Here is a 12,947-nt window from a genome sequence, read left to right as displayed (position 1 = left end):
CCGGGGATCACCTCTCTCGCCGCGCTCCCCGGCCCCGTTCGTCCGATGCGCGCCAGGGGCGAAGGATGAACCCCTTCGGCGAGGAGCCGGACGACGCCGTCCGGCGGGCGCACCGCCCGCGCCGGGCCGGGACCCGATCGTCGGCGGGGGCGAAGATCGTGCGTCTGGCCGGCGCGGCGACGGCGGTGGGGGTGCTGACGGCCGGGCTCGCCCTGCCGGCCGTGGGAGGCGCGGGGGTGGTGATCGTCGGAGCGTCGGACGGGCTCGACCTCAATCCCGCGGAGCTCGCCGAGCCTCCGCTCGCCGAGAAGACGACCGTCCTCGACGCCGGGGGCCGTCCGATCGCGCAGTTCTGGGACGTGTACCGCGAGGTCGTACCGCTCGGCCAGGTCTCCGACGTCATGAAGAGGGCCATCGTCTCGATCGAGGACTACCGCTTCTACGAGCACGGTGCGATCGACCTCGAAGGCACGATGCGGGCCCTGGCCAAGAACCTCTCCTCGGGCAGGACGAGCCAGGGGGGTTCCAGCATCACCCAGCAGTACGTCAAGCAGGTGCTGCTGAACACCGCCGTCACCGAGAAGGAGAAGGAAAAGGCCCTGGAGGCCAGCTACGCGCGCAAGCTCACCGAGCTGCGCTACGCGATGGGGGTCGAGCGGAAGTACACCAAGGACCAGATCCTCGAGAAGTATCTCAACATCGCCTACTTCGGCGCCGGGGCCAACGGCATCGAGGCGGCGGCCAGGCGGTTCTTCGGCGTGCGCGCCTCCCGGCTCAACCTGTGGCAGGCGGCCACCCTGGCCGGAGCCGTGCAGCTGCCCACCGCCACCGATCCGGAGGGCGGCAGGGAGAACCGGCGAAGGCTGCTGGAACGGCGCGACGTCGTGCTCGACCGGATGGCGGAGCTCGGCGCGATCACCCCGCGGCAGGCCGCCGAGGCCAAGTCCAGGAAGCTCGGCTACCGGGGCACTCCCCTGCCCGGCAACTGCACGGCCAGCCCGTACCCCTACTTCTGCGTGTACGTGCGCGAGGAGTTCCTGCGCGATCCCGCGTTCGGCAGGACCGCGGAGCAGCGCGCCCGGCTCCTCTACCGCGGCGGCCTGACGATCAGGACGACGCTGGACCCCCGCATGCAGGCCGCGGCCGAGAAAGCCGTCAAGAGACACGTCCACGCCTCCGACGACCCCGTCGCCGCCGAGGCGCTGGTCCAGCCGGGCACCGGGATGATCAAGGCCATGGCGGCCAGCCGCGAGTACGGCACCTCCGCGCGCAGGCGCGAGATGTCGTACAACATCGTGGCCGACACCGACCACGGCGGCATCGGCGGGTTCCAGGCGGGCTCGACGTTCAAGACCTTCACCCTGATCACGGCCCTGAAGCAGGGCATGAGGATCGACGACGGCTTCACCGTCGGAAACGGCTACCGCGCCTCGGGCTACGCCGACTTCAAGAACTGCGAGGGCGAGAACATCGGCGACCCGACGCACACCGTCACCAACGACGAGGGATCTCCCGGCTTCAAGTCGCTGCAGACCGGCACCTGGCAGTCGGTCAACACCTTCTTCATGGAACTCGAGCGCCGCGTCGGCCTGTGCGACACCGTCCGGACCGCCAGGTCGCTGGGCATCAAGCGCGCCGACAACCGCGAGCTGCAGGAGTACGAGACCTTCACCCTCGGCATCAACGAGATGGACCCGGTGACCGTCGCGAGCGCCTACGCCGCCATCGGCGCGCGCGGGAAGTACTGCGCTCCCATGGTCGTCACCCGGGTCACCGACCGGAACGGCAGGGCGACCGGCTACCGGCCGAAGTGCCGCCAGGTGCTGGATCCCGAGATCGCGGACGCCACGGCGCACATCCTGTCGGGGGTGTTCACCAAGGGCACGATGCGAGCGGTGGGCGGCATCGGCCGCGCCGCCGCCGGCAAGACCGGCACCAACGACGACCAGGCGAGCGCGTGGTTCGCGGGGTTCACCCCGGACCTGGCCGGCGCGGTGAGCATCGGCGACCCCCGAGGCGCCGTCGCGCACAAGCTGAACAACGTCACCATCGGCGGCAGATACCACGGCGCCGTCTTCGGGGCCACCATTCCCGGGCCGATCTGGAAGGACACCATGATCGGCGCGCTGAGGGGCGTGAGGGCCACCTCCTTCACCCCGATCGATCCGGTGCGTTTCGGCGGCTGCGGGCGGCACTGCCGGCCGGCCCGGACGCCTCCGGGCGGGGATCCGCACCACCTCGGCGACATCATGAACCGGGCGGGCGACCACGTGCGCGCCCGGCCACCCCGCTCGCCCGCCCCGCGCAAAAGCCGCGCCGCCCCGCCCCCCGCCCCCGCGAACCCCGGCACGGCCCGCAGATCCTGAAGCCGCACACCGGCACTCTCCCCTGCCCGGAGCTTTCCGGGTGGACGCGCCGGTCCGGCCTCACCGGTGCCCCGATCTCCCCGCCTCGTCCTGGACGACGCCGCCGAACCCGCGCGGCCCGCGCCGCGCCTTCGGCTCACGGCCGGTGCGCACACCGATCCGGCCCCGCGCAAGGCACGGCGTGCAGCAGTGAACGCAGCAGCCGCGCGGCGGTGCCGGCGGACACCTCGCCGGGGGTGTTCACGATCTGGGCGGCGAGTCCGTCGACGAACGTGTGCAGGAGCGCCGCCCAGAGCTCGACCTGGGCATCGGGGTGCGGGACCGTGGCCCGGTCCGGTTCGCGGATCGACTCGTGCCCGCGCAGGACGGCGACGCACTGGCGGTACAGCGCCCGCTGGTCGCTCCACGTCACAGAGCCTCCCTCCGGAGGGTGCCGGCGTTCCCATTCCACGATCGCCGACCACAGCGCGTACTCCTCGCGCCGCTCGGCGTCGAGCGGCAGCATCTCCTCCACGATCGTGGCGATCCGCTCGACCGCCGAACCCCGCGTGCGGGGCCGCTGGACGCGCGGCAGGACCCGTCGGCGGAGGGCGTCGGTGGTGGCCCGCACGACGTAGGCCTGCAACTCGTGCTGGTTGCCGAAGTAATGCCGCAGCGACCCGGTGGACCAGCCGGCTTCGGCGGCGACCCCGCGGACGGTCACACCGGCGAGGCCCTCGCGCAGGATCACCCGGATGGCGGCCTCGCCGAGCTCGGCCCGCCGCCGGTCATGATCAACGAGTCGTGGCACGTCAACACATTAGCACGCATGTGTTATTTTAACTGACACGGGCGTATTATTACGGCTCGTTGGCTCCCGTAAGGAGACAGGTTTGTCGATCGAGACGATCGGGGCGGTGCTCGGGCTGGCCCTGCTCGACACGCTGAGCCCCACCGTGATCGGGGTGACGCTCTACCTGCTGCTGGCCAGGCCGCGCCGCGTGGGCGCGCTGCTCGGGGTGTATCTCGGATCGGTCGCGATCGCGTACTTCGCCCTGGGCGTGCTGCTCATGTTCGGCCTGGGCGCTGTCGTGCCGGTCATCGACGACACCGTGTGGGCCTGGGGACAGGCCGTCCTCGGCGTGGCGCTCATCGTGGGGAGCTACTTCATCCCCGACAAGGACCCCGAACGCGCATCCGTCCGGGCCCGGTCCTTCACCTTGGGCTCGATGCTGCTGCTGGGGCTGGGGACCTGGCTGTTCGAGTTCGCCACCGCCGTGCCGTACTTCGCCGCGATCGGCGTCATGACCGCGGCCCACCTGACCGCCGTCCAGTGGTCGCCGCTCCTCGGCGTGTACGTGACCGTCATGGTGCTCCCGGGCATCCTGCTCCTCGCCGCGTGGGCCGCCCTGGGCGAACGGACGCGCGAGCGGTTCGAGCGGTGGCGGGACAAGCTCTCCTCGGGATCGCGCTCGACACTGCGCTGGATCGTCGGGATAGCGGGAGTCCTGATCCTCCTGGACGCGGCACCGGACCAGATCACCTTCACGACGAGCCCGTGACCGCCCGCGTCGGTCCCCGATCGAACCGTCTCGAACACGGGAACACGCGACACCGCACACGCGGCGTCGCGAGCCCGCGACCGCGCTCAGCCGACGGCGGCGCCGAACCACCTGGGCAGCCGGTCGAGCAGATCCCGCTGATCCTCACCCGCCCACGCCACGTGGCCGTCCGGCCGCAGCAGCACGGCGGGGACGTCCAGTTCCTCGCTGACGTCGACGACGTGGTCGACCCGATCCGCCCAGCCCTCCACCGAGAGCCGGCCGGTCTGGTCGAGCAGCAGCCCGCGGCCGCCGCGCGTCAGCTCGTAGAGGCGACCGCGCTTCAGCGCCACGTCCCGCATCCGCCGGCCGAGCAGGTCGTGTCCCTCGCCGACGTCGTAGCGGACCCCGATCGCGACGATCTTCTCGATCAGGTGCCGGTTCACGTCCTCGAAGTCCATCAGTTCCGCCAGCAGCCGGCGCACCGCCTGCGGCCCCGGCTCGGTGGACATCAGCTCCGTCTGCGCGCGGGTGTTGTCCAGCACGTCGGCGGCCACCGGGTGACGCTCGGTGTGGTAGCTGTCCAGCAGCCCCTCCGGTGCCCAGCCGCCGACCTCGGCCGCCAGCTTCCAGCCGAGGTTGAACGCGTCCTGCACGCCGAGGTTGAGCCCCTGCCCGCCCATCGGCGGGTGGATGTGCGCCGCGTCGCCGGCCAGCAGCACCCGGCCGACCCGGTAGCGCTCGGCCTGCCGGGTGGCGTCGCCGAAGCGGGACAGCCAGCGCGGTGAGTGCACGCCGAAGTCGGTGCCGGCGAAGACCCGCAGCTGTCGCCTGAACTCCTCCAGGGTCGGCGGGACCGAGCGGTCCCCGGCCACCCCCTCGGCGGGCACGACGACGCGGTGCGCCCCGCCCCCGATGGGGCCGACGCCGAACCGCAGCTGGGTCTTGCGGACTTCGGCCACCACGGCGGCCAGCGTCTCCGGCGGCACGGCCACCTCCATCTCGCCCAGCAGCGTGTCGATTCTGGAGGGCTCACCGGGAAAGCCGACGCCGAGCAGCTTGCGCACCGTGCTGCGGCCGCCGTCGCAGCCGACGAGGTAGCGCGAGCGCAGTCGCGTGCCGTCCGCCAGCTCGGCGGTCACCCCGTGCTCGTCCTGGTTCAGCCCGGCCAGCTCGCAGCCGCGCCGGATCTCGGCGCCGAGCTCGGCGGCGCGCTCGGCCAGCAGGCGATCGGTGATGGTCTGCGGGATGCCGAGGACGTAGCCGTGGGCGGTGTCCAGCCGGTCGGGCGAGGGCTTGGTGATGCCGGCGAAGAAACCACCGACCGGATGCCGCCGGCCGTGCGCGAGGAACCGCTCCAGCAGGCCGCGCTGGTCCATCACCTCGATGCTGCGCACGTGCAGGCCGAGCGAGCGGACATACGCGGTCGGCTCCGCCTCCTTCTCCAGCACGAGCACGCGCACGCCGTGCAGCCGCAGCTCGCCGGCCAGCATCAGGCCGGTCGGCCCCCCACCGGCGACGATCACGTCAATCATGAGAACCCCCCATTCGACAAGGTCGCGTTTCGGCCGGCCGCTCCGCGCGGTCCGGCGGCGGTTCGAGGTCCCGCGTGCCTCGTACGTCGATCAACAAAGGAACACGTGCTTCGCGAACTCCTGATTTCCGCAGGTCCTGGCCTCGGCCGACGATTCTGCAGCATGACCCGGGTCTTGCCGCAAGCCCCCCGGTGCGCTATATGTTGAGAGTGGCAAGGAGTGTGTGAGCTCCTTGCCTTTGCCTTTTGTCGCCCGTCGCGGACGGGCAGGCCCCTCCCGAAGCGGTGACGCGCCGCGTACGGCGATGCCGCCACCGCCGGACGCACCTGGAGCTCATGCCTCCTCGTCGGCGTCGGCGGCGGGCCGAAGGCGACGCGGCGTCCCGCCTCCGGGCGCTTGACCGGCAGCGGCAGCCGCACGTCGTGGTCGTAGGCGGTGGACCTGCCGCGCACGAGGCGCTGCCGGCCGGAAAGAGGGCGTTCTACTCGGGCGTCTCGCCTTCCGGTGAGAGTTCGACCTGTTCCAGCGGGTTCACCGCGGGCCCCTGCAGGACGGCGCCGTCGATGCCGAAGCGTGAGCCGTGGCATGGGCACTCCCAGGCGCGTTCGGCCTCGTTGAAGGCCACCACGCACCCCAGATGGGTGCACAGGGCCGACACCGCGTGCAGGCCTCCGTCCTCGTCGCGGTACACCGCGCAGCGCCTGCCGTCGTTCTTGACCACTTTCGCCTGGCCGGGCGACAGGCCGGTCACCTCGTCGGAGGCGCCCGCCGCCAGGCGGTCGGCGACGAAGTGCCGGGCGACGGCGGTCTGCATCTTCAGCGCCGGGCCGGCCTCGCGCAGGGGATGCAGCCGCCGGGGATCGTACAGCCGGGCCCACGGCGACTCCTCGCCGGTGATCAGCGCGCTGAGCAGCAAGCCGGCCATCACGCCGTTGCTCATGCCCCAGCCGCCGAATCCGGTGGCGACGTGGACGTGCCGCGCGCCGGCGTGCAGGGGGCCGACGAAGGGCAGGCGGTCGGTGGTGTCGTTGTCCTGGGCCGCCCACCAGTGCGTGAAGCGGGTCGTGCCGAACCGGTCGGTGGTCCACGAGCGCAACCGCCGCAGCCGGTCGTTCACGTGACCGGCGCCGGGGGTGAAGGGCTCGCCGGTGACGATCAGCAGGCGCTGCCCGTTCCCGTAGGGGGCGGTGCGGACCGAGCGGGTGTTGTCCTCGGTGGTGATGAACATGGCGCCGGGATCCTGCTCGGCCGGGATGGCGGCGGCGACGACCAGCTCGCGGTGCGGCTGCATCCGGGCGAACAGCAGGGCACGGTCGAAGATCGGGTAGTGCGTGGCCACCACCACGTCCCGGGCGGTGACGGTGAGCCCGGTGGAGGTGGTGAGACGACAGGGACTCCCCTCCGCCAGGCCGACGACGCGCGTGCCCTCGAAGACGAGCGCGCCGGAGGCGGTCATGGCCTGGACGAGCGCGAGGAGGTAGGCGCGGGGGTGGAACTGGGCCTGGTCCTCCACCCGTACCGCCCCGGCGATCGGGAAGGGCAGTGAGCTCTCGGTCACGAAGGAGGCCGGCAGCCCGGCCCGCGCGGCGGCTTCGGCCTCCGCCCGCAGACGGTCCAGGCCGTCGGCCGATTCGGCATAGGTGAGGGCCGGGACCCGTTCGAGGCCGCAGTCGACGCCGAGGTCGGCGGCGGTGGCGACGAGGTGCTCGATGGCCTGCTGCTGGGAGCGGGCGTACAGGCCGGCCGCCTGCGGCCCGGCCGAGGAGGCGAGGTCGGCGTAGATCAGGGTGTGCTGGGCCGACAGTTTCGCCGTGGTGTGGCCGGTGACCCCGGCCGCGACCCGGCCCGCCTCCAGGACGGCCACCGTGCGCCCCGCCCGGGTGAGTTCCCAGGCCGTGCTCAGACCGGCGATCCCGGCACCGATCACGACGACGTCCACCCGCAGATCGCGTTCGAGAACCGGATGGGAGACGCCGGGTGCCGATTCCATCCAATAGGACTGCATGGTCATGGCCGGGTGTGTGCCCCGACGGACGACACGCAAACGACGGCCCTGGCGACGCGCCGTGCGAAGCGGTGGCCTGTCGCGTGAGGAGACAGGCGCGCTCCGCCCCTCGGCACGGGCCGGCAGGATGGCGTCACCGGCCGGCTCGCAGCAGGCCGAGATCTCCCCGACAGGAGAAGAAATTTGATCTCGAAGGCCGTTCGCGTGGGGCGGTGACGGGTAGGCGCACCCCATGTCGGACAACCAAGAAGGCGCCGGGCAGCCGCCGCAGGAACAGCCCTATCCGGGACACAGCGGGGCGATGACCCCGGAGCCGCGAGATGAGATGCGCGCGTACACCGGTCGCGGCCTGCTGCCGGGACGGAAAGCACTGGTGACCGGAGGCGATTCCGGGATCGGCCGGGCGGTCGCGGTGGCGTTCGCCAAAGAGGGCGCGGATGTGGCCGTGGCCTACCTGAACGAGCACGAGGACGCCGAGCACACCAAGGAGCTCGTCGAGAAGGAGGGCCGGCGATGCGTACTGCTCCCCGGTGACCTGGCCGTGCCCGAGCACTGCCGGGAGGTCGTCGAGGCCGCCGCCGGCGCGCTGGGAGGGCTTGACCTGCTGGTCAACAACGTCGCGACCCAGTCGCCGGTGGACTCCCTGCAGGAGCTCGACGACGAGCAGTGGGAACGGACCTTCGCAGTCAACATCGGCAGCTACTTCTGGGTGACCAAGGCGGCGCTGGCTCATCTCCCGCAGGGGGCGGCGATCATCAACACCTCGTCGGTCAACGGGCTTCGCGGTAACAAGACGCTCATCGACTACTCGGCGGCCAAGGGCGCGGTCCTCGCCTTCACCTACTCGCTGGCGCAGACGCTGCTGGAGCGGGGCATCCGGGTGAACGCGGTGGCCCCGGGGCCGGTGTGGACGCCGCTGATCCCGGCGACTTTCCCTCCGGAAAAGGTGGAGAAGTTCGGGCAGCAGACGCCGATGAAACGCGCCGCGCAACCCGATGAGATCGCTCCTTCCTACGTCTTCTTCGCCGCCGAGCAGCTCTCCTCGTACTACACGGGAGAGGTTCTCGCACCGGTCGGTGGCGAGACGATGCCCGGCTGAGGAGGACCTCTCGCGGCGGTCCGCCCGCGGTCATGATGTCCGCTCGTGCCCCTCACCTGCCAGGACCGCTGTCGTCACTCCTGCCGCGCGCCGTTTTCCCGATGAGAAAGCGGCTCCCCCCGGGCGGGGCGGAGCCGCTTTTCTCCCGGCCAAGGGCATTGTTCAGTCGCTGGTCAGCGCGTCGAGGAGGTCGCCGACCGGTGCGTCGGGCAGGGCGCGGGCCACATCGGCCAGCGCCACCATCCCCACCAGGGTGTGGCCGTCGATGACCGGCAGGCGCCGTACCTTGTGCGAGGCCATCGTGCGCAGGATCTCCCGGGCGTCGTCGTCGGCGCCGATGGTGACGGGCTTGCCCTGGGCGAACTCGCCGACCTGGCACGCCTTGGGCTCCCTGCCCGCGGCCAGCACCTTCACCACGATGTCACGGTCGGTGAGCATGCCCTGCAGCCGGTCGTCGGAGCCGCAGATCGGCAGCGAGCCGACATCCAGCCGGGCCATCTTCTCGGCCGCCTCCAACACCGTCTCCTCAGCGCGCGCGCACTCGGCGTCCGGCGTCATGATCTCTCGTGCCGTGGACATTCTCCGCTCCTTTCGTCGCTGCCGCCCGAAGCGGGCGGTTCGGGTGTCGGCTCGCCTACCCCCGATCTCCGTGCCGACACCCTCGGCGGCGAAGCCGAAGGCACCTGAAAAAAGGCGATCGCCAGTGTGATGAGCAGGCAGAACGCGATCGGTACCCGGCCGGGAAAAGGCCGTCGTCCTCGTCACCGCCCCAGACCTTTTTGATGCTCCTCCTGCGGTCTCATCCGCGCTGACCGGTGGTGGCGATTCCCTGGAGGAAGTGCCGCTGGCCGAGGAAGAAGATCACGATCAGCGGCACGGTCGTGATCACGCTGGCCGCCAGGACGATCTCCCATTTCGGGTCGCCGCCCTGGTAGAACTGGTCGACGACCGCCTTCAGCCCCCGGGGCAGCGTGTAGAGCGCGGGGTCCTGCAGATAGATCAGCGGCTTCATCAGGTCGAACCAGCTGGCCTTGAGCTCGAAGACGAACGCGATGATCAGGGCGGGCCGCGACAGGGGCAGCGCGATCCGCCGGAAGAGGTCGAGGTAGGAGGCTCCGTCCACGCGGGCGGCCTCGAAGACGTAGCGGGGCACGCCGAGCAGGAACTGCCGCAGCAGGAAGATGTAGAAGGCCGAGCCGAACAGGTTGCCCGCCCACAGCGGCACCTGCGTGCCGGTCAGCCCCGCCGACTTCCAGATGAGGTAGGTGGGCACCAGGGTGACCGCGGCGGGCAACATCATGGTGCCCAGCACGCTCGCGAACAGCAGGTTGCGGCCGGGAAAGCGGAAGTAGGCGAAGCCGAAGGCGACGAAGGCGCTCGACAGCGTCACGGTGAGCGCGGCCGTCACCCCGACCACCAGCGTGTTGACCAGCCAGCCGAACATCGGTGCCGCGTCCCAGACCGCGAGGTAGTTCTCCGGGCGGAACGGCACCGGCCAGGGCAGGAAGGGGTTGGAGAACGTCTGGTCACGGGGTTTCAGCGACGCGGTGACCAGCCACACGAACGGATAGAGGAAGACCACCGAGACGGCGGACAGGACGGTGAGGAAGAAGATCCTGCGTGTCGGCCGCGCCGCGGTGTCCGGCGCGGCCGGCGGGACGGCGATGACGGGCCGGGCGTCTCGTACGGCGGTCATCGGCCGTGCTCCTCGGTCTCGTAGTGGACGAGCCTGTTGCCCACCTTCACCTGGACGGCGGTGATGAGCGCGATGACCAGGAACAGCAGCCAGGCCAGCGCGGAGGCGTACCCCATGTGCAGGAACTGGAAGGCCTGCTGGAACAGGTAGACGACGTAGAACAGCGCGGCGTCGCCGTACGCCTCCCGGGCGCTCTGGGTGCCGAAGAACATCGTGTAGACCTGGTCGAACATCTGCAGCGAGGTGATCGTGTTGATGATCACCACGAAGAACAGGGCGGCGCTGATCATGGGAACGGTGACCGACCGGAACCGCTGCCAGGGGCCGGCACCGTCGATCATCGCGGCCTCGCTGAGCTCGCGCGGGACGTTGCGGAGCGCGGCGAACAGGATGATCGTGGTCGAGCCCAGGTTCCACAGCGACATCAGCACGATGCCGGCCAGCATCCAGTCGGGATCGGTCGTCCACTGCGGCCCCTCGACCCCGAAGAGGCCCAGGATCCGGTTGACCACGCCCGCCTGGCCGTTCAGCAGGAACAAGAACAGCACGCCGACCGCGACGTGCGGGGTCATGGACGGCAGGTAGAAGATCGTCCGGAACACCCCGGCGGACCGGCCCGTGACGCGGTTCAGCAGCAGCGCCAGGGCCAGGGCCAGGGCGATCGACAGCGGGACGTGCGTCACGGTGTACAGCAGGGTGTTGCCCACGGCGCGGACGACCTTGGGGTCCTGTGCCATCGCGGTGTAGTTGTCGAGGCCGGTGAAGCGCGGCGCGCCGATCAGGTCGTAGTCGGTGAAGGACAGCGCGAGGCTGGCGATCATCGGCCCCAGCTGGAAGACGAGCAGGCCGATCAGCCAGGGCAGCAGGAAGACGTACGCCCAGCGCGTCTCGCCGCTCAGGGCCCTCCACCTGGGTAGGCGTGCGGGAGCGGTGGCGGTCATGAGGTGGCCTGGTCGATGGCCTTCTGCGCCTCGGCCTGCGCCTGCCGCAGCGCGGCGGCCGCGTCCTGCTGTCCCTGCAGCACGCGGGTGCCCGCGTCCTTCCAGGCGTTCGTGAACTCCGCGGCGGCGGCCGACTGCGGAACCACGAAACCGGCGTTCTGTACGGCGCGGATGGTCTTCACCGCGTCGTCGTAGGCCTGGTGGCCGCTGGGCTTGACCAGCTCGGAGAAGATCACCTCGTCGGCCCTGGCGTTGCCGGTGTAGGTCCCGATGTTGACCTTGCCCTCCTTGGCGCGTTTGTCCGCACGGGCCCTGGCCGCCGCGACCCAGGTGTCGGCCGCGGTCATGGTCTTGATCCACGAGCAGGCGGCGTCGGGGTTGCGGGCGCCCTTGGGGATCACCCAGGCGTTGCCGCCCACGTTGTTGACCGGCCTGCCCTGCCGGTCGGTGAACGGCAGCACCGTGATGTCCGCGTCCGGCGCGACGCCGGCCATCGCGCTGACCACGAACTGCTCGGTGAGCATCGCGCCGAGCTGGTCCTTGGCGAACGGGTTGCCCTGCCCGAAGTAGTCGAAGGTGTCGGTGAAGGCCTTCAGCTTCTTCCAGCCGCCCTGGGACTCCACCAGCCGCGCGGCGTACTGCATCGCCTCGGTGACCTTCGGATCGTCCAGCCGGGAGGTACGGCCGTCCGCGGTGAGCAGGTCCGCGCCGTTGGCCTTGGCCCACAGGGGCAGGAACTCGGGCAGTTTCGGGTGGAAGCCGAACCGCTCGATCCTGCCGTCCTCGATCCGGGTCATCTTCTTGGCCAGCCGGGCCAGCCCGTCCCAGTCGGAGGTGTCGATGCGCGCCGGGTCCACCCCCGCCTCCCGGGCCGCCTTGTTGTTCACCACCAGCACGATCGAGTTGTAGAACTCCGGCATGCCGTACCAGGCGCCGTCGTACTTCACCTGCTGCTGGGCGGCCGGGTAGAAGTCGCCGGTCGCGATGGACTGCTCGGCCACGCAGCGGTCCAGCGGCTGGATGGCGCCGCGGGCCGCGTAGCCGCCGATCCGTTCCCGGGCCAGGTAGACGACGTCGGGCGGGTTGCCCGAGGCCACCGCCGACAGGAACGCCTGCTCGTCGAACTGGCCCTGGTTGATCGTCAGCTTCACGTCGGGACGCGCCTTCTTGAAGGCGTCCACCCGGACGGTGGCGATCTCGTCGGGCAGGCCGAACCCCATCGTGGTCAGCGTCGCCGGCCCCCCGCCCGGCTCGCTCGCCTTGCGATCGGCCCCGACTCCCCCGCACGCGGCCAGACAACCGACCAGTACGGCCGCCGTGACCGTGTCGCCCATGCGCAGACCAGGCATCGTCGCCTTCTCCCTGCTTTCCGAGAACGATGACGCGCTCCGTCTTCCCGGCGAACGAGAAATAAACGGAGACGCGATCCCACCTGGCTCATCGGGAATGACCGCGAAACGCGACGCGGCCCGCGCCGAGGGCGACCCTCGTCTTCGGGTTCGTGCTGACCGCGATGCGATGACACGGCGAGGGTTCCGGCGCTTCGGGGCCGCCGGCACGGCGTCGTGGCCGCGCCTTGCGATCCCCCTGGGCCGGCGGTGCCGGCGTACGCGACGCATCGCCGCTTCGTGAGGAGGTCGCGCCGTTTCGCGAGGAGGTCGCCCGCCCAGAGCGGACAATGAGGCGGAAAGGGGAGAACCCACTCCTTTCCACTCTCAATGTATAGCGCACCGGGGGGCTTGCCACAAGACCCAGGTCGTGCTGCAGAATCGTCGGCCGAGGCCA

The 12,947-nt window shown here is 70.8% G+C and carries 10 protein-coding genes; 3 read left to right on the top strand and 7 right to left on the bottom strand.

The window, feature by feature from the left end:
* Positions 1-65 precede the first annotated feature (65 nt).
* Positions 66-2,366: a transglycosylase domain-containing protein gene (locus ACTOQ3_RS37510; protein ID WP_440088340.1), complete on the top strand. Its 2,301-nt coding sequence runs from the start codon at positions 66-68 to the stop codon at positions 2,364-2,366.
* A 136-nt stretch (positions 2,367-2,502) separates the two neighbouring features.
* Here the strand turns inward: ACTOQ3_RS37510 and ACTOQ3_RS37505 are convergent, their stop codons facing one another.
* Positions 2,503-3,156: a TetR/AcrR family transcriptional regulator gene (locus ACTOQ3_RS37505; protein ID WP_440088339.1), complete on the bottom strand. Its 654-nt coding sequence runs from the start codon at positions 3,154-3,156 to the stop codon at positions 2,503-2,505.
* Between the two features lie 82 nt (positions 3,157-3,238).
* Here ACTOQ3_RS37505 and ACTOQ3_RS37500 point away from each other — a divergent pair, with 82 nt between their 5' ends.
* The gene (locus ACTOQ3_RS37500) at positions 3,239-3,907 is read left to right on the top strand and encodes a GAP family protein (RefSeq protein ID WP_440088337.1); all 669 of its coding nucleotides are present in this window, start codon (positions 3,239-3,241) and stop codon (positions 3,905-3,907) included.
* Between the two features lie 86 nt (positions 3,908-3,993).
* On the opposite strand, the gene rox is transcribed toward ACTOQ3_RS37500, so the two are convergent.
* Complete coding sequence (gene rox, locus ACTOQ3_RS37495) at positions 3,994-5,421, bottom strand: rifampin monooxygenase (protein WP_440088336.1); 1,428 nt, start codon at positions 5,419-5,421, stop codon at positions 3,994-3,996.
* A gap of 481 nt (positions 5,422-5,902) precedes the next feature.
* Positions 5,903-7,411: an FAD-dependent oxidoreductase gene (locus ACTOQ3_RS37490; protein ID WP_440088335.1), complete on the bottom strand. Its 1,509-nt coding sequence runs from the start codon at positions 7,409-7,411 to the stop codon at positions 5,903-5,905.
* 247 nt (positions 7,412-7,658) lie between these two features.
* Between ACTOQ3_RS37490 and ACTOQ3_RS37485 the strand changes: the two genes are divergently transcribed.
* The gene (locus tag ACTOQ3_RS37485; RefSeq protein ID WP_440088334.1) at positions 7,659-8,525 is read left to right on the top strand and encodes an SDR family oxidoreductase; all 867 of its coding nucleotides are present in this window, start codon (positions 7,659-7,661) and stop codon (positions 8,523-8,525) included.
* Between the two features lie 162 nt (positions 8,526-8,687).
* On the opposite strand, the gene ACTOQ3_RS37480 is transcribed toward ACTOQ3_RS37485, so the two are convergent.
* The 4 genes from ACTOQ3_RS37480 to ACTOQ3_RS37465 form a co-directional block, all read right to left on the bottom strand.
* Positions 8,688-9,104, bottom strand: a complete 417-nt coding sequence (locus ACTOQ3_RS37480; protein WP_440086813.1) for a CBS domain-containing protein — start codon at positions 9,102-9,104, stop codon at positions 8,688-8,690.
* Between the two features lie 220 nt (positions 9,105-9,324).
* Positions 9,325-10,221 carry a carbohydrate ABC transporter permease gene (locus ACTOQ3_RS37475; RefSeq protein WP_440088332.1) on the bottom strand — a complete coding sequence of 299 codons (897 nt, stop codon included), beginning with the start codon at positions 10,219-10,221 and terminating at the stop codon, positions 9,325-9,327.
* Entirely contained in the window at positions 10,218-11,162 is a 945-nt protein-coding gene (locus ACTOQ3_RS37470) for a carbohydrate ABC transporter permease (protein WP_440088330.1), read from the bottom strand. The genes ACTOQ3_RS37475 and ACTOQ3_RS37470 overlap by 4 nt, the downstream gene beginning before the upstream one ends.
* Entirely contained in the window at positions 11,159-12,511 is a 1,353-nt protein-coding gene (locus tag ACTOQ3_RS37465) for an ABC transporter substrate-binding protein (RefSeq protein ID WP_440088329.1), read from the bottom strand. The genes ACTOQ3_RS37470 and ACTOQ3_RS37465 overlap by 4 nt, the downstream gene beginning before the upstream one ends.
* Positions 12,512-12,947 lie beyond the last annotated feature (436 nt).

The sequence above is a fragment of the Streptosporangium sp. LJ11 genome, from assembly GCF_051918945.1.
GTDB lineage: Bacteria > Actinomycetota > Actinomycetes > Streptosporangiales > Streptosporangiaceae > Streptosporangium.
This window is presented reverse-complemented; position numbering and strand designations above follow the sequence as displayed.

Excerpts from the sequence above, each read along its gene's own strand:
- ACTOQ3_RS37480 (WP_440086813.1), bottom strand. The coding sequence starts at position 9,104 with ATGTCCACGGCACGAGAGATCATGACGCCGGACGCCGAGTGCGCGCGC.
- ACTOQ3_RS37490 (WP_440088335.1), bottom strand. The coding sequence starts at position 7,411 with ATGGAATCGGCACCCGGCGTCTCCCATCCGGTTCTCGAACGCGATCTG.
- ACTOQ3_RS37510 (WP_440088340.1), top strand. The coding sequence starts at position 66 with ATGAACCCCTTCGGCGAGGAGCCGGACGACGCCGTCCGGCGGGCGCAC.
- rox (WP_440088336.1), bottom strand. The coding sequence starts at position 5,421 with ATGATTGACGTGATCGTCGCCGGTGGGGGGCCGACCGGCCTGATGCTG.
- ACTOQ3_RS37485 (WP_440088334.1), top strand. The coding sequence starts at position 7,659 with ATGTCGGACAACCAAGAAGGCGCCGGGCAGCCGCCGCAGGAACAGCCC.
- ACTOQ3_RS37465 (WP_440088329.1), bottom strand. The coding sequence starts at position 12,511 with ATGCCTGGTCTGCGCATGGGCGACACGGTCACGGCGGCCGTACTGGTC.
- ACTOQ3_RS37470 (WP_440088330.1), bottom strand. The coding sequence starts at position 11,162 with ATGACCGCCACCGCTCCCGCACGCCTACCCAGGTGGAGGGCCCTGAGC.
- ACTOQ3_RS37475 (WP_440088332.1), bottom strand. The coding sequence starts at position 10,221 with ATGACCGCCGTACGAGACGCCCGGCCCGTCATCGCCGTCCCGCCGGCC.